Genomic DNA, 14,151 nt, shown 5'->3' with positions numbered 1-14,151 from the left:
AGTAGCGAATGGCCAGTGGCGAATAGGGCGCCAATCCTACTTGCCATTCACCATTCGCTGCCAGGATCGAACCCACCCTCCCTCCATCGCGACCAATTTCCGGGCGGCCATTCCGCCCGGAGCCACTCGCATGGACTGGATCTGGTACCTATTCCGCTTCGACGGCCGCATCAATCGCGCCCTGCTGTGGCAGGCGCTGCTGATCGTTGCCCTGCTGGCAGGCTTGCTGGAGGTGATCGGTCAGATCATTCATCTGCCCAATGCCGACGGATCGTTGAAGCTCTCGCTCAAGCTCGATTTCGGCCTTGGCGATCTGTTCAAGCTGGCCGATCCCCGGGAACACCCTTCACTCGCGTCTACCGACCGCGCGCCCCTGATCCTAAGGGCATTCGGCATGTCGCTGTTCCTGTGGGTCTATCTGGCAACGGCGATCAAGCGGCTGCACGACCGTGACAGGAGCGGCTGGTGGCTCGTTCCGTTTTTCCTCGTGCCCGGCCTGTTCAACCAGTTCTCGGACCTGCTCCCCGACACCAGCGTGATGCTTCTTTTCAACCTCGCCGCTTCGATGCTGTGGCTGTGGGGTCTCGTCGAGATGCTCTGCGTGCCCGGCACTGTCGGCGATAACCGGTTCGGGCCTGATCCGCTGGCCGGGATCGCGTATGAGTCCACGCCCGCCTCGCCGCCTGCGAAGAGCTGGGACCAGGGCCGCGAGATCGAAATTGTTCCGCCCAGCGCTAGCCCACCCGGCGGCATGCATGTTAAGCGGGGCGCATGACCGATGCCCTCTCGATCGCCCGCGACCTCATCCGTTGCCCCTCAGTCACTCCGGCCGATGCCGGCGCGCTCGGGGTGCTCGAAAAAATCCTGGGCGCTGCCGGTTTCACCTGTCACCGCGTGACCTTCAGCGAGGAAGGCACCGCCGACGTCGACAATCTCTACGCTCGGATCGGCACCGACGGTCCGCACATCACCTTCGCAGGCCACACCGATGTGGTGCCGCCCGGCGACGAGAGCGCCTGGAGCGTCGGCGCGTTCTCCGGAGAGGTGAAGGACGGCGTGCTGCATGGCCGCGGCGCGGTCGACATGAAAGGCGGCATCGCCTGCTCGGTCGCCGCGGTGCTGGAGCATCTCGCCGCCAACGGCGGCAAGCCGCGCAGCGACGGAAAGGGCTCGATCTCGTTCCTGATCACCGGCGACGAGGAAGACGTCTCGATCAACGGCACCATCAAGCTGCTGAAATGGGTCGCCGAGCGCGGCGAGAAATTCGACCATTGCGTGCTCGGCGAGCCTTCCAACGTCGAGACGCTCGGCGACACCATCAAGATCGGCCGGCGCGGCTCGCAATCCGGCACGCTCGTCGTCGACGGCGTGCAGGGCCACGTCGCCTATCCGCACCGCGCCTCCAATCCGGTGCCTGATATCTCGCGGCTGATCGTCGCGATCTCCGACGAGCCGCTCGACCATGGCAGCGCGCAATTCCAGGCGTCCAATCTCGAATTCGTCTCGGTCGACGTCGGCAACAAGGCCTTCAACGTCATCCCCGGCGAGGCCCGCGCAAGATTCAACATCCGCTACAACGACAACCACACCCAGGCGAGCTTGCGTGAATTGGTGGAGACGCGTCTCGCCAAAGCCTGCGGCAACCGCATCAAGGCCCGCATCGTGTGGGAGCCCTCCAACTCGAACGTGTTCGTGACCAAGCCGGGTCCGTTCACCGATCTCGCGGTCTCCGCGATCAAGGAGGTGACGGGACGCAAGCCCGAGCTCTCGACGTCAGGCGGCACGTCGGATGCGCGGTTTATTTCAAGCTATTGCCCCGTGATCGAGTTCGGCCTGGTCGGGCAGACCATGCACCAGGTCGACGAGCGCGTGCCGGTGGCGGATCTGGAGAGGCTGACGAAGGTGTATCGCGGGATTTTGGCGCGGTATTTTGCTTGAGGCAGTGTTGCCTCCACAAACACGACCGTCATCGCCCGGCTTGACCGGGCGATCCAGTATTCCAGAGACGGCAGTGATTGAGCCGAGGCCGCGGCGTACTGGATGCCCGGTCAAGCCGGGGCATGACACCGAGGTTTGGCGAGAGCATGCCCACTCTCTGCGCCGCTCGCCTAATAATCCACCTTCATCAAATACAGCCCCTCAGGCGGGGCGACGATGCCGCAGGCGGTGCGGTTGCGGGCTTTGAGTGCGGCGGAGAGATCGTCGGCGGTCCAGCGGCCCTCGCCGACCCAGACCAGGGATCCCACCATCGAGCGCACCTGGCTGTGCAGGAACGAGCGCGCCGAGGTGATGACGTTGATCTCGCGGCCATCGCGGATCACGTCCAGCTGGTCGAGCGTCTTCTCCGGCGATTTGGCTTGGCACTCGGTGTCGCGAAAGGTGGTGAAATCGTGCTTGCCGAGCAGGCGCTGCGCCGCCGCGTGCATTGCGTCGGCATCGAGCTTGCGCGGCACGCGCCAGGCGTGGCCGACATCGAGCGCGAGATTGGCGCGAGTGTTGACGATGCGATAGCGGTAGTGGCGCTTGACCGCCGAGAAGCGCGCCTCGAAATCGTCGGGCACGATCTCGGCCTCGAGCACCGCGATCGGATGCGGGCGCAGATGCGCGTTGAGCCCGTCGCGAAAACGGCCCGGCGGAAACTGCTTGTCGACGTCGACATGCGCGACCTGGCCGCGCGCATGCACGCCGGCATCGGTGCGGCCGGCACCGTGCACGCGCAGATCCGCCCCGGTCATCGCCTTCACGGCCGCCTCGAGCGCGCCCTGCACCGACGGCAGCGTGTCCTGCACCTGCCAGCCGAAGAACGGCGCGCCGTCATATTCGATGGTGAGCTTGTAGCGGGGCATCGTGTCCAGTTTCGTCGTCATTGCCCGCCTTGTGCGCTGTTGCGCACTGGGGCGGGCAACCCAGTACTCCGCAGCTTATCCGATTGACCGAGAAGCCTCGGCGTACTGGATACCCCGCCTTCGCGGGGTATGACAGTGTCAGGTGAATTTGGATCCCGCCTTTAACGGCACGCCGCGCAGGAAGTCCGCGGCCTGCATGCGGGCCTTGCCCTCGCGCTGCAGCTCGATGATGCGGATGGCACCGTCGCCGCAGGCGACGGTAAGCTGATCGTCGAGCACGTCGCCAGGCGCGCCGGAGCCTTTCGCCAATTCGCAGCGCAGGATTTTGACGCGGGCATCGTCAAGCTCGCTCCAGGCGCCGGGGAACGGCGAGAGGCCATGGACGTGGCGCAGCACTGCGCGCGCCGGCTTTGTCCAGTCGATCCGCGCCTCCGCCTTCTCGATCTTGGCGGCATAGGTGGCGCCGTCCTCGCTCTGCGCCTTGAGCTGGAGCCCGCCGCGTTCGAGCGCGGCCATCGCGCGCACCATCAGGTCGGCGCCAAGGCGGGACAGACGATCGTGCAGGTCGAGCGCGGTCATGTTGTCGGTGATCGTGATGCGCTCGGCCATGGCGACGTCGCCGGTATCTAAGCCGACATCCATCTTCATCACCATCACGCCGCTCTCGGCATCATCAGCCATGATGGCGCGGTTGATCGGCGCGGCGCCGCGCCAGCGCGGCAACAGCGAGGCGTGCAGATTGTAGCAGCCGAGTTTTGGCGCATCGAGGATCGCCTGCGGCAGGATCATGCCGTAGGCGACGACAACGGCCGCGTCGACATCGAACGCGCGGAACTCCGCCAGCGCCTGCTCGGACTTCAGCGTCTTCGGCGTCAGCACGGGAATGCCGAGCTTTCGCGCGGCCTCCTCGACCGGCGTCGGCTGCAATTGCAGGCCGCGCCGGCCGCCCGGCTTGGGCGCGCGGGTGTAGACCGCCGCGATCTCGTGGCCATGCGCGACCAGCTCGAGCAGCGTCGGCACGGAGAAATCGGGCGTGCCCATGAAGATGAGGCGGAGGGGCATGTGACGAGACAATCCTTGAAACGAGCAAGGTACTCGTCATGGCCGGGCTTGTCCCGGCCATCCACGTTCGTCCTGCTCGCGGCGGCAAAGAACGTGGATGCCCGGGACAAGCCCGGGCATGACGGCGGAGGAATTATCACTCCGCCGCGCGCTTGGCGGCTTTCTCGAACTTCTTCATGACGCGGTCGCGCTTGAGCTTCGACAGATAGTCGACGAACAGCACGCCGTTGAGATGGTCGATCTCGTGCTGGATGCAGGTGGCGTAGAGGCCTTCGGCATCCTCCTCGTGCACCTTACCGTCGAGATCGGTGAAGCGCACGCGCACTTTCGCGGGACGCTCGACCTCCTCGTAATATTCGGGAATCGAGAGGCAGCCCTCCTCGTAGACCGACAGTTCCTCGGACGAGGCGATGATCTCTGGATTGATGAAGACGCGCGGCAGCGGCTTAGTCTCGCCGTTCTCGTCGCGCTTGGCGAGGTCCATGGTGATCAGGCGCAGCGGCTGCGCGACCTGGATTGCCGCCAGCCCGATGCCGGGCGCGTCGTACATGGTCTCGAACATGTCGTCGGCAAGCTTGCGGATCTCCGCCGTGACCTTCTCGATCGGCTTGGAGACCAGGCGCAGCTGCTTGTCGGGCAGGATGATGATTTCTCTGAGGGCCATGGCCGCGATTTAAGCCGCGCGCCGGATGCGGTCAATGCGGCCCGGAACCCGTTAACCCCTCGCTAACCATAAAACTTCACCTTTCATTAACCATGAAATTAGGGCCCGGTTAACCCAGAATGTTCCCTCTTCGTTCGCGAGAGCGCAGCGAATCGGCTACAAGGCGGCATGAACGAGATCATTGTCATGCTGGGCGACTGGCCGGTGCGCATCGTCGATGCGCTGATCGGCTTCGGTGCGCTCGTCCTCATCCTGCTGGTTGTGATTGCGGTTGTGATCGCGCGCTCGGGGCGGCGTGGCGCGGAACTCGCCATGGCGAACGCAATCCGTGCCGACGAGCTCGAGGAGCGGCTCGCCCAGGTGCTGCACGCCCAGAGCGAGGCCTCGGGGCGGGTCGACGCCATGACCCAGGCGCTCGCCGGCCGCCAGGCCGAGATGGCGCGCGCCGTCAACGAGCGACTTGATTCGGTGACGCATCGGGTCGGCCAGTCCATGGAACATTCGACCCGCAACACCATGGAGAGCCTGCGCGCGCTGCATGAACGGCTCGGCATCATCGACAACGCGCACAAGAACCTCACCGACCTCACCACGCAGGTGACCACCCTGCGCGACGTGCTCGCCAACAAGCAGTCGCGCGGCGCCTTCGGCCAGGCGCGGATGGAGGCGATCGTCCAGGACGGTCTGCCCAAAGGCTCCTACGAGTTCCAGTTCACGCTCTCGACCGGAAAACGACCGGTCGTGTTCCTGCCCGACCAGCGCCCGCTCTGCATCGACGCGAAGTTTCCGCTGGAGGCGATGACGGCGCTGCACGACGCCCGCACCGACGAGGAGCGGCGCGTTGCCACGCAGCGGCTGCGCGGCGACGTGATGAAGCATGTCAGCGACATCGCGGAAAAATACCTCGTCACCGGCGAGACCCAGGAGATGGCGCTGATGTTCGTGCCGTCGGAATCGGTCTATGCCGAGATCCATGACGGATTCGACGACGTGATCCAGAAAGCCTATCGCGCCCGCGTCGTGCTGGTATCGCCGTCGCTGTTGATGCTCGCGATCCAGGTGATGCAGCAGATCATGAAGGACGCGCGCATGCGCGATGCCGCCGACCAGATCCGCACCGAGGTGATCAAGCTCGGCGACGATTTGGGGCGCCTGCGCGACCGCGTGCTCAAGCTGCAAAAGCATTTTGCCGACGTGAACGAGGACGTCCGCCAGGTGCTGATCTCCGCCGACAAGATCGAAAAGCGCGCAGGCCGCATCGAGGAGCTCGATTTCAGCAAGAGCGATGCGCCGGAGACACCGCGGCTGGTGGCGACGGGAGCGGCAGAGCTGTTTCCGCGCAAGCTCCAGGCGGGGGAGTGAGACTAGGGCACACTGTCGTGCCCCGCGAACGCGGGGCACCCAGTACGCCGTGACGATCGTTGTTAAGCCGACGTGCCGGTGTTTACTGGATCGCTCGCCTTCGCGGACGATGACGGCGGAATGGAAGGCGAAGATGGATCCACGCCAGTACGACGTGTACATTCTCGCCAGCCGAATTGGCGGCACGCTCTATATCGGCGTGACGAACGATCTCATCCGCCGGGTGGCGCAGCACAGGTTGAAGGTCATCGAAAGCTTCACGGAAAAGTACGACGTCGCCCGACTTGTCTACTTCGAGCAGTTCGACGATCCCGAGAATGCGATCAAGCGGGAGAAGCGGTTGAAGAAGTGGAATAGGGCCTGGAAGGTCCGCTTGATCGAGCAGCATAACCCAAACTGGGATGACCTCTATCCTGGGATAGCCGGACCATCATGATGGCGTCATGCTCAATGTCATGCCCCGCGAAGGCGGGGCATCCAGTATTCCGCAGCCCGTGTGGTTGAACCGAGACGCCGCGGAGTACTGGATCGTCCGCCTTCGCGGACGATGACACCGAGCGTGTTGGAAGCTCTCCCGTCTCACCAGCTACCGCGAGAGTCTTTTCCCCCAGAATCTGCTAACACGCCCCCCATGACCGCACCCGACGCGACCTCCCCTGCCGCGGCTTCTGCCGCCTCGTCCTCCTGGCGCGACAGCCTTGCCGTTTACCTGCAGCCGCGGGTGCTGATCGTGCTGTTTCTCGGCTTCTCCTCGGGGCTACCGCTGGCGCTGTCGGGATCGACGCTGCTGGTGTGGATGGCCGAGGCCGGGGTTGATCTTGGAACGATCGGGCTGTTTGCGCTGGTTGGAACGCCCTACACGCTCAAATTCCTGTGGGCGCCGCTGGTCGATGCGCTGCATGTGCCGTTCTTCACGCATGCCTTCGGACGCCGCCGCGGGTGGCTGGTGTTTTCGCAGCTGCTGCTGATCGGCGCGATTCTGCTGTTGGCGCTGACCGATCCGGCACGTTCGCCGCTGCTGGTCGCGCTTGGTGCGCTGCTGGTCGCGACGATGTCCTCGACGCAGGACATCGTGGTCGATGCTTTCCGCGTCGAGAGCCTGCCCGAAAGCGAGCAGGCCGCCGGCATGGCCGCCTATGTCGCCGCCTATCGCATCGGCATGTTGGTATCGACCGCAGGCGCCCTGTTCATCGTCACCGGCTTCGAGGCGATCGTCCCTCGTGGCGCTGCCTGGATGTGGGGCTATGTGGTGATGGCGGCTCTGGTGCTGATCGGCACGGTGACTGCGCTCGCCGCTACCGAGCCCGCACAATCCGCGCGCGCCGAGGCCGCCACGCAGGACGAGGGCGCGCTCACGCGGGTGTTCCATGCGGCGCTGGGCGCGTTCTCGGAATTCCTGCGACGCAAGGAAGCATGGGTCGTGCTCGCCTTCGTCGTGCTGTTCAAGTTCACCGACGCGTTCTCCGGCAACATGACCGTGCCGTTCGTCATCGATATCGGCTTCACGCGGAACGACTATGCCGTGATCGTCAAGGGCGTCGGCATCATCGCGACCCTGGCCGGCGGCTTTGCCGGCGGCTTCGTGGCCCGACGCTATTCGCTCGCGACCAGCCTGTGGATCGGCGGCATCGTGCAGGCGATGTCCAATTTGTCGTTCTCGTGGCTTGCGATTGTCGGCGTCAACGAATGGGCGCTGACGCTGGCGATCACCTCCGACAATTTCTGCAACGCCATCGGCACCGTGATCTTCGTCGCCTATCTCTCGGCGCTGTGCCAGAACCCGCTGCACACGGCGACCCAATATGCACTGCTGACGGCGCTCGCCGCCGTAGGACGGACCTATTTGTCGTCGGGCGCAGGCTATCTGGCGAAAGCGACGGGCTGGCCGATGTTCTTCGCGATCTCCGTCCTCGTCGCCATCCCGAGCCTGATGTTGCTGGCGTACTTGCAGAAGCGCGGGCATTTCGAGGCACTGGGGCCGGTGCGGGTGTAGGCACCCCTGTCATGCCCCGCGAAGGCGGGGCATCCAGTACTCCGAGACAGTCGTGATCGACCGAGAAGCTGCGGCGTACTGGATCGCCCGCCTTCGCGGGCGATGACACCGGAATCGGGGAGACGACTCCACCCCTACTGCTTCTTGATCAGGCTCCACTTCGTGATCACGGCCTCGCTCATCTGGCCGGGATCGCTGGCGCAGGCGACCTCGTCCACCTTCACGGAGATCTCCTTGCCGACGAAGGATTTCAGCTGGGCGGCCTGCGCCTCGCTGGAGGTGACGAGCTGGAACGTCTCGGGGCCGGTTTCGAGATTGCAGAGCCCGTTCGGCGGCGGCAGGCGGCGCGGTTCCGACGTGATCTGGTAGGTCGCGACGCGCTTGCCGTTCTTGACGTCGCGCACCTTCATCGCGTTGAGCTCGCCGGAGAGCACATCGCCAGTGTTGATCGGCTTGCCGGGCTTGGACGGCGGCAGCGCCGCGTCGCCCTGCTGCGCGGAGATGGCCGGGGTCACCAGCATCAGCATCGTCGCGACCAAAGCCCATCGCGTGGCGAAAAGTTTCGTCATGTCGTCCGTTCCGTAAAGTCTGGATGGAGATTCCTGTTTTGACGCGTTTTCTTCACGCGAACCGGTATCCACTTCGCTCGAAAACGCTCTAGAACAGGGTGCGCTGCCGCATCGCAGCCGATAGCGTACCTTCATCGAGATAATCAAGCTCGCCGCCGACGGGAACCCCGTGGGCGAGCCGCGTCACCTTCACATTGGCGTCCTGAAGCAGGTCGGTGATGTAATGCGCCGTGGTCTGGCCGTCCACCGTCGCATTCAGCGCTAGGATGATTTCATGCACTTGCGAATCATGCGCGCGCGCCACCAGCGCGTCGATGGTGAGGTCCTGCGGGCCGACGCCGTCGAGCGGCGACAATGTCGCGCCCAGCACGTGATAGCGCCCCTGGGTGGCATTGGCGCGCTCCAGCGCCCAGAGGTCGGCGACATCGGCGACGACGACGATGATGGCAGGATCGCGCTTCGGATCGGTGCAGACGGTGCAGGGGTTTTGCGTGTCGATGTTGCCGCAGGTCTTGCAGACCTGGACCTTGTCCAGCGCCACCTGCAAGGCGCTCGACAACGGCATCATCAGCGCTTCGCGCTTCTTGATCAGATGCAGCGCCGCGCGCCGCGCCGAGCGCGGACCGAGGCCCGGCAGCCGCGCGAGCAGCTGGACCAGCCGCTCGATCTCGGGACCTGCAACAGCGCCCATCTTATTGGCCGAACAGCCCCGGCGGCAGGCCGAGCCCGCCGGTGAGGGCCTGCATCTTCTCCTGCATGGCGGTCTCGGCCTTGCGGCGCGCATCAGCGAGGGCGGTGACGAGCAGGTCTTCCAGCACCTCGCGCTCCTCGGCCTTCATCAGCGAAGGATCGATCTTGATGCTCTTGACGTCCATCTTCGCGGTCATGCGCACGGCGACGAGACCGCCGCCGGAGATGCCTTCGACCTCGACGTTGGCGAGCTGGTCCTGCATCTCCTGCATCTTGGATTGCAGCTGCGCCGCCTGTTTCATCATGCCGAGAAAATCAGCCATGGGTGCGTGTCCTTGGAAAGAATGGTTCAGAGATCGTCGCCGTCGGAACCGTCGGGCGGATCGTCGCTGCCATAGTCGGCGTTAATATCGGTTTCCGGCGTCTCGGGAGCAAGCCTGCGGACCTCGACGACCTTGGCGCCGGGGAAGCGCGACAGCACCTCCTGCACGCGCGGATCGGCTTCCGCGGTACGGGCATGCTCCTGCTTGGCCGCTTGGTTCACCGAACGCAAAGTCGGTTGGCCCTGCTCGTTGGAGACGATCACGGTCCAGCGACGGCCGGTCCACAGCTCGAACTTCTTCGCAAGTTCCGAGATCATGGTCTTGGAAGCGTTGGGCTCGAGCGCGACTTCCAGCCGCCCCTCCTCGAAACGGACGAGGCGCATGTCGCCTTCGAGCGCGCTCTTGGTCATGATGTCGCGCTTCTGCCCTGCGAGCGCAACCAGCTGGGTGAAGCTCGCGATGCGCAGCTGGGGCGCCGCCCCTTGCGTATCCGGCGCGGGGGCCGCCATCTGCGGCCGGGCGCCACCGCCAAACGCTGGAGCCGAGGCTGTCGGCATGCGCACGGGCGCAGCTGACATCGGCGCTGCGGAGGCAACCGGCGCGGCCGGCGCGCCGCTGCGCGCGCTACTTCCGCCGTTCACGACCGGCGAGCCGCCGCCGTTCTGCTCGAGCATTCTGATCGCTTCGTCGGGCGTCGGCAGGTCGGCGACATAGGCGATGCGCACCAGAACCATTTCGGCCGCGGCTGCGGGACGCGTTGCGGCCTGCACCTCGGCGATGCCCTTAAGCAGCATCTGCCACATCCGCGACAGCACGCGCATCGAGATCTTGGAGGCGAACTCCTTGGCGCGCACCCGCTCGGTCTCTCCATAGGCGACGTTGTCGGCGGTCGCCGGGATGACCTTCACACGGGTGACGAAATTGACGAACTCGGCGAGGTCCGAGAGCACGACGATGGGATCGGCGCCGACATCGTATTGGTCGCGGAACTCCTTGAAGGCGGACGCGATGTCGCCGCGCGCCAGCGACTCGAACAGGTCGATGACCCGGGTGCGGTCGGCAAGGCCCAGCATCTGCCTGACGGCATCGGCCTTCACCTGCCCCGCCGCATGCGCGATCGCCTGGTCGAGCAGCGACAGCGAATCGCGCACCGAGCCCTCCGCGGCGCGCGCAACGATGCCGAGCGCTTCCGGCTCGATCTCGACGTTTTCCTTCGCCGCAATGCTGGCGAGGTGCTTCATCAGCACGTCGGCCTCGACGCGGCGCAGGTCGAAGCGCTGGCAACGCGACAGCACGGTGACCGGAACCTTGCGGATCTCCGTCGTCGCGAACACGAACTTGGCGTGCTCCGGCGGCTCCTCCAGCGTCTTCAGGAAGGCGTTGAACGCCGCCGTCGACAGCATGTGGACTTCGTCGATGATGTAGACCTTGTAGCGGGCGCTGGCGGGGGCATAACGCACGCTGTCATTGATCTGGCGGACATCGTCGACGCCGGTATGCGAGGCGGCGTCCATCTCCAGCACGTCCATGTGCCGGCTTTCCATGATCGCCTGGCAATGAACTCCCAACGTCGGCATGTGGATGGTCGGCCCCTTCACCGATCCATCCGGCATCTCGTAGTTGAGTGCGCGGGCGAGAATGCGCGCGGTGGTGGTCTTACCGACCCCGCGGACGCCGGTGAGAATCCAGGCCTGCGGAATGCGGCCGGTCTCGAACGCATTGGAGACGGTACGGACCACGGCCTCCTGGCCGATCAGGTCGTCGAACGAGGATGGGCGGTATTTGCGCGCCAGCACCCGGTAGGGCGCATTGCCGGCCTGGCCGGCGCTGTCGGGATCGGGAGGGGCGCCAGCGTCGGTCATCGGTCGATCCGCAATGAAATGTCTCTTGGCCGGCTTTTGCGGAAAGGAGCGCGCTGGCGGCTGGTGCCGCCGGCGCTGGTTCGCTCGAAAAACAGGTAGGAGACTGACGAGCGACCCGATCCGGACCTCGTTAGGGCTGCTTCCTTCCGGACCTGACCCGGTTGGCGAGTGGCTCGTCCACCGCCAATCTCCCGGTCCCTATTTGGGGCCAAAGGGAGCGGAAAGCAAGCGGGGTCTGGGGCTGTTCCGACGGCGCTTGAGGACTTCCGGCGCCGAATTCGCCCTCATTCGGCCTGTCCCACCGGGTCCGGCGCATAAGGACCACGGCGCATACGGATGTTGTCTGGGGGCGTGGTCTCTGCGACGGTAAGAATCAATCCAGAGAGCCTTCATGCCCGAACCCGCCTGGTCGCTGCACTCCCGCTTGAAAGAGGACACCATCGATATCGGCGATCTGCCGCTGTCGAAGGTGCTGGTCATCAAGGACGCGCATTATCCCTGGCTGCTGCTGGTGCCGCGGCGCGCCGATACGGTCGAGATCATCGATCTCGACGAGGTGCAGCAGGCGCAGTTGATGACCGAGATCTCCCGCGTCTCGCGCGCGCTGAAGGAGATCACCAAATGCGACAAGCTCAACATCGCCGCGCTCGGCAACCTCGTGCCGCAGCTGCACGTCCACATCATCGCGCGCCGCACCAGTGACGCGGCCTGGCCGCGGCCGGTGTGGGGCGTGATGCCGCCGCTGGCACACGACGCCGCGGAGGTTCAGAATTTCATCAGCGCGCTTCGCCGCAAGATCTGGTTGGGTTGAAAGAACAATAATGTCAGCATTCAACGCGTTTCCGCTGGGGCAGCCGGCCTTCGTCACCAACGTCCTCGACCGCGCCGCGCATCTGCGCCGCGACGACGAAAAGCTGTTCGCGCTGGAGCAGAAGCCATCCTCGCGCGCCTACGTGGTCTATCGCGACTCGCTGCTGGTAAAGCGCGAGGGCGACAAGGTGCGCGCGCTGCTCGGAATCGACGAAGCGCTGAAATGCGGCGCCAATCCCGGCACGGTGTTCCTCGGGCTTCGCGACGGTGCGGCCGTGTTCGGCATGGGCCTGTCGCAGGCCGCCGCCGAGAAGCTGGTCGGCCGCGAGGATTATACCGTGACCGAGCTGCGCGGCATGGCGATGCAGGGCGCGATCCCGCCCGAGGAGCTCTCGGCCGTCGCGATGGCGAAGTCGATGGTGGGATGGCATCAGCGCCACGGCTATTGCGCCAATTGCGGCGTACGCACCAGCATGAAGGAAGGCGGCTGGAAGCGCGACTGCCCGAGTTGCAAGGCCGAGCATTTTCCGCGCACCGATCCGGTCGTGATCATGCTGGTGGCGTCCGGCGACAAGTGCCTGCTCGGCCGGCAGAAGCAGTTTCCGGCAGGGATGTATTCCTGCCTCGCCGGCTTCGTCGAGGCTGCCGAGACCATCGAGGACGCGGTGCGCCGCGAGATCTTTGAGGAGTCCGGGATCCGCTGCACCGACGTGCAATATTACATGACCCAGCCCTGGCCCTATCCGTCGTCGCTGATGATCGGCTGCAGCGCGCAGGCGCTGAACGAGGACATCGTCGTCGATCGGATGGAGCTGGAAGACGCGCGCTGGTTCACGCGCGAGGAGGCGGCGAAGATGCTGACGCGGACGCATCCCGACGGGCTTGCCGGCCCGCATCCGTTCGCGATCGCCCATCATCTGCTCGGCCGCTGGGTGCACGACAAGAGCAGCGCCTGAGCCGAGCCGACGATGGCCGGGATCGCGCCGCGCATCCTCTGCATCGGCATGCCGGTGCGCGACCTCATCCTGCGCGTCGAGGCCCTGCCCGAACGCGGCGGCAAGGCGAACGCCGGCCATCTCGCCGAGATTTGCGGCGGCAATGCGCTCAACGCTGCCATCGCGATGGCGCGACTTGGCGGCCGCGTCGCGTTCGCAGGTCCCATGGGCGATGCGCAGGAGACGTCGAGCGCCTTCATCCTCGCGCAGATGGCGCAGGAGGGCGTCGATAACACTCACATCGTGCGCATGCCGGGCCTGAGCACGCCGGTCTCGGCGATCATGATCGAGCCCTCCGGCGAGCGGACGCTCACCATCTATCGCGATCCCGCGCTGTGGACCGTGAGGCTACCCGAGGCCGACGCCTTGCTGGCCGATTGTCAGGCGGTGCTCGTCGAAAGCCGCTGCGCGGCGTTCGCGACCTCGCTTTGCGCCGAGGCACGCCGGCGCGGCATTCCCGTCATCGTCGGCGTCGACCGCGCGATGGCGCTGCAGGACGGCCTGCTCACGGCCGCCTCGCATCTGCTGTTCGCCAGCGCCCAGCTGCAGGAGACGGCCGGCATCGCTGACGACGGTGCGGCCTTGAAGCGCCTGGCGGAGCTGACGCCCGCCTTCCTCGCGGCCACCCGCGGCCCGCGCGGCACGATCTGGCTGAACCAGGCGGGCGCGCTGGAGGAAACACCAGCCTTCCCGGTCCAGGCGGTCGATACGCTCGGCGCTGGCGACGTCTTCCATGGCGCGTTCGCGCTCGGCCTCGCTGAGGGTAAGGGGTTGCGGGAAGCGATGCGATTCGCCACGGCCGCCGCAGCGTTGAAATGCACCCGCCATGGCGGCGGCCTGGCCGCCCCACAACGCGTTGAAGTTGAAAGGTTTTTGCGCGATCGTCCGTAGAGCGATTCCATGGAAGTGCCGAGATTATGGGCTTGCTGTGGAAAGATTTTCTCTATATCAGGGAAATCTGCCCCTGAAATGAAA

At 65.3% G+C, this 14,151-nt stretch carries 15 protein-coding genes and 1 other RNA gene; 8 read left to right on the top strand and 8 right to left on the bottom strand.

The genetic code is table 11. The features are described 5' to 3' along the window. Nucleotides 1–130: 130 nt before the first annotated feature. Together I6F33_RS35260 and dapE are read left to right on the top strand one after the other, a co-directional pair. Complete coding sequence (locus I6F33_RS35260) at nt 131–775, top strand: DUF805 domain-containing protein (protein ID WP_036014086.1); 645 nt, start codon at nt 131–133, stop codon at nt 773–775. Next, nucleotides 772–1,938, top strand: a complete 1,167-nt coding sequence (gene dapE / locus I6F33_RS35255; RefSeq protein ID WP_225145581.1) for a succinyl-diaminopimelate desuccinylase — start codon at nt 772–774, stop codon at nt 1,936–1,938. The genes I6F33_RS35260 and dapE overlap by 4 nt, the downstream gene beginning before the upstream one ends. A gap of 170 nt (nt 1,939–2,108) precedes the next feature. Here dapE and truA read toward each other — a convergent pair whose 3' ends face one another. The 3 genes from truA to def form a co-directional block, all read right to left on the bottom strand. After that, a complete protein-coding gene (gene truA, locus I6F33_RS35250; RefSeq protein WP_036014097.1) occupies nt 2,109–2,846 on the bottom strand; it encodes a tRNA pseudouridine(38-40) synthase TruA in 738 nt (245 codons plus the stop codon). A 138-nt stretch (nt 2,847–2,984) separates the two neighbouring features. After that, nucleotides 2,985–3,908, bottom strand: a complete 924-nt coding sequence (gene fmt / locus I6F33_RS35245) for a methionyl-tRNA formyltransferase (RefSeq protein WP_225145580.1) — start codon at nt 3,906–3,908, stop codon at nt 2,985–2,987. Nucleotides 3,909–4,044: 136 nt separating this feature from the next. Further along, the gene (def, locus tag I6F33_RS35240; protein ID WP_036041776.1) at nt 4,045–4,572 is read right to left on the bottom strand and encodes a peptide deformylase; all 528 of its coding nucleotides are present in this window, start codon (nt 4,570–4,572) and stop codon (nt 4,045–4,047) included. 168 nt (nt 4,573–4,740) lie between these two features. On the opposite strand from def, the gene I6F33_RS35235 reads away from it, so the two are divergent. The 3 genes from I6F33_RS35235 to I6F33_RS35225 all read left to right on the top strand — a co-directional run bounded on the left by I6F33_RS35235 (nt 4,741) and on the right by I6F33_RS35225 (nt 7,927). After that, a complete protein-coding gene (locus I6F33_RS35235) occupies nt 4,741–5,934 on the top strand; it encodes a DNA recombination protein RmuC (RefSeq protein WP_225145579.1) in 1,194 nt (397 codons plus the stop codon). Nucleotides 5,935–6,067: 133 nt separating this feature from the next. Then, nucleotides 6,068–6,370, top strand: a complete 303-nt coding sequence (locus tag I6F33_RS35230) for a GIY-YIG nuclease family protein (protein ID WP_225140955.1) — start codon at nt 6,068–6,070, stop codon at nt 6,368–6,370. Between the two features lie 195 nt (nt 6,371–6,565). Continuing rightward, nucleotides 6,566–7,927 carry an MFS transporter gene (locus I6F33_RS35225; protein WP_109145456.1) on the top strand — a complete coding sequence of 454 codons (1,362 nt, stop codon included), beginning with the start codon at nt 6,566–6,568 and terminating at the stop codon, nt 7,925–7,927. Between the two features lie 134 nt (nt 7,928–8,061). Here the strand turns inward: I6F33_RS35225 and I6F33_RS35220 are convergent, their stop codons facing one another. From I6F33_RS35220 to ffs, 5 genes are all read right to left on the bottom strand, one after another. Then, nucleotides 8,062–8,496, bottom strand: a complete 435-nt coding sequence (locus tag I6F33_RS35220; RefSeq protein ID WP_036041781.1) for a hypothetical protein — start codon at nt 8,494–8,496, stop codon at nt 8,062–8,064. Between the two features lie 88 nt (nt 8,497–8,584). Beyond that, a complete protein-coding gene (recR, locus tag I6F33_RS35215; RefSeq protein WP_036026497.1) occupies nt 8,585–9,187 on the bottom strand; it encodes a recombination mediator RecR in 603 nt (200 codons plus the stop codon). 1 nt (nt 9,188) lies between these two features. Next, nucleotides 9,189–9,509 (bottom strand): YbaB/EbfC family nucleoid-associated protein, encoded by a 321-nt coding sequence (locus tag I6F33_RS35210; RefSeq protein WP_036014105.1) that lies wholly within the window; start codon nt 9,507–9,509, stop codon nt 9,189–9,191. Nucleotides 9,510–9,535: 26 nt separating this feature from the next. Further along, nucleotides 9,536–11,371: a DNA polymerase III subunit gamma/tau gene (locus tag I6F33_RS35205; RefSeq protein ID WP_036014106.1), complete on the bottom strand. Its 1,836-nt coding sequence runs from the start codon at nt 11,369–11,371 to the stop codon at nt 9,536–9,538. Between the two features lie 95 nt (nt 11,372–11,466). Further along, an RNA gene (ffs, locus tag I6F33_RS35200) (signal recognition particle sRNA small type) lies at nt 11,467–11,563 on the bottom strand. Between the two features lie 199 nt (nt 11,564–11,762). Between ffs and I6F33_RS35195 the strand changes: the two genes are divergently transcribed. Genes I6F33_RS35195 through I6F33_RS35185 form a run of 3 tightly spaced genes read left to right on the top strand, consistent with a single transcriptional unit; the run spans nt 11,763 to nt 14,067 of the window. Next, entirely contained in the window at nt 11,763–12,182 is a 420-nt protein-coding gene (locus tag I6F33_RS35195) for an HIT domain-containing protein (protein ID WP_036041788.1), read from the top strand. 10 nt (nt 12,183–12,192) lie between these two features. Continuing rightward, on the top strand, nt 12,193–13,137 hold the full coding sequence (gene nudC / locus I6F33_RS35190) for an NAD(+) diphosphatase (protein ID WP_225127009.1): 945 nt from the start codon (nt 12,193–12,195) through the stop codon (nt 13,135–13,137). A 12-nt stretch (nt 13,138–13,149) separates the two neighbouring features. Beyond that, a complete protein-coding gene (locus tag I6F33_RS35185) occupies nt 13,150–14,067 on the top strand; it encodes a sugar kinase (protein WP_225145578.1) in 918 nt (305 codons plus the stop codon). Nucleotides 14,068–14,151: the final 84 nt, after the last annotated feature.

Origin of the sequence: Bradyrhizobium sp. BRP20, from assembly GCF_020194215.1 — a bacterium.
Classification (GTDB): domain Bacteria; phylum Pseudomonadota; class Alphaproteobacteria; order Rhizobiales; family Xanthobacteraceae; genus Bradyrhizobium; species Bradyrhizobium yuanmingense.
This window is presented reverse-complemented; position numbering and strand designations above follow the sequence as displayed.

Bases quoted from the DNA above. Each gene is read 5' to 3' on its own strand.
- def (WP_036041776.1), bottom strand. From the start codon at position 4,572: ATGGCCCTCAGAGAAATCATCATCCTGCCCGACAAGCAGCTGCGCCTG.
- I6F33_RS35230 (WP_225140955.1), top strand. From the start codon at position 6,068: ATGGATCCACGCCAGTACGACGTGTACATTCTCGCCAGCCGAATTGGC.
- I6F33_RS35210 (WP_036014105.1), bottom strand. From the start codon at position 9,509: ATGGCTGATTTTCTCGGCATGATGAAACAGGCGGCGCAGCTGCAATCC.
- I6F33_RS35235 (WP_225145579.1), top strand. From the start codon at position 4,741: ATGAACGAGATCATTGTCATGCTGGGCGACTGGCCGGTGCGCATCGTC.
- nudC (WP_225127009.1), top strand. From the start codon at position 12,193: ATGTCAGCATTCAACGCGTTTCCGCTGGGGCAGCCGGCCTTCGTCACC.
- I6F33_RS35220 (WP_036041781.1), bottom strand. From the start codon at position 8,496: ATGACGAAACTTTTCGCCACGCGATGGGCTTTGGTCGCGACGATGCTG.
- I6F33_RS35195 (WP_036041788.1), top strand. From the start codon at position 11,763: ATGCCCGAACCCGCCTGGTCGCTGCACTCCCGCTTGAAAGAGGACACC.
- I6F33_RS35225 (WP_109145456.1), top strand. From the start codon at position 6,566: ATGACCGCACCCGACGCGACCTCCCCTGCCGCGGCTTCTGCCGCCTCG.
- I6F33_RS35205 (WP_036014106.1), bottom strand. From the start codon at position 11,371: ATGACCGACGCTGGCGCCCCTCCCGATCCCGACAGCGCCGGCCAGGCC.
- I6F33_RS35185 (WP_225145578.1), top strand. From the start codon at position 13,150: ATGGCCGGGATCGCGCCGCGCATCCTCTGCATCGGCATGCCGGTGCGC.
- I6F33_RS35260 (WP_036014086.1), top strand. From the start codon at position 131: ATGGACTGGATCTGGTACCTATTCCGCTTCGACGGCCGCATCAATCGC.
- truA (WP_036014097.1), bottom strand. From the start codon at position 2,846: ATGCCCCGCTACAAGCTCACCATCGAATATGACGGCGCGCCGTTCTTC.
- dapE (WP_225145581.1), top strand. From the start codon at position 772: ATGACCGATGCCCTCTCGATCGCCCGCGACCTCATCCGTTGCCCCTCA.
- fmt (WP_225145580.1), bottom strand. From the start codon at position 3,908: ATGCCCCTCCGCCTCATCTTCATGGGCACGCCCGATTTCTCCGTGCCG.
- recR (WP_036026497.1), bottom strand. From the start codon at position 9,187: ATGGGCGCTGTTGCAGGTCCCGAGATCGAGCGGCTGGTCCAGCTGCTC.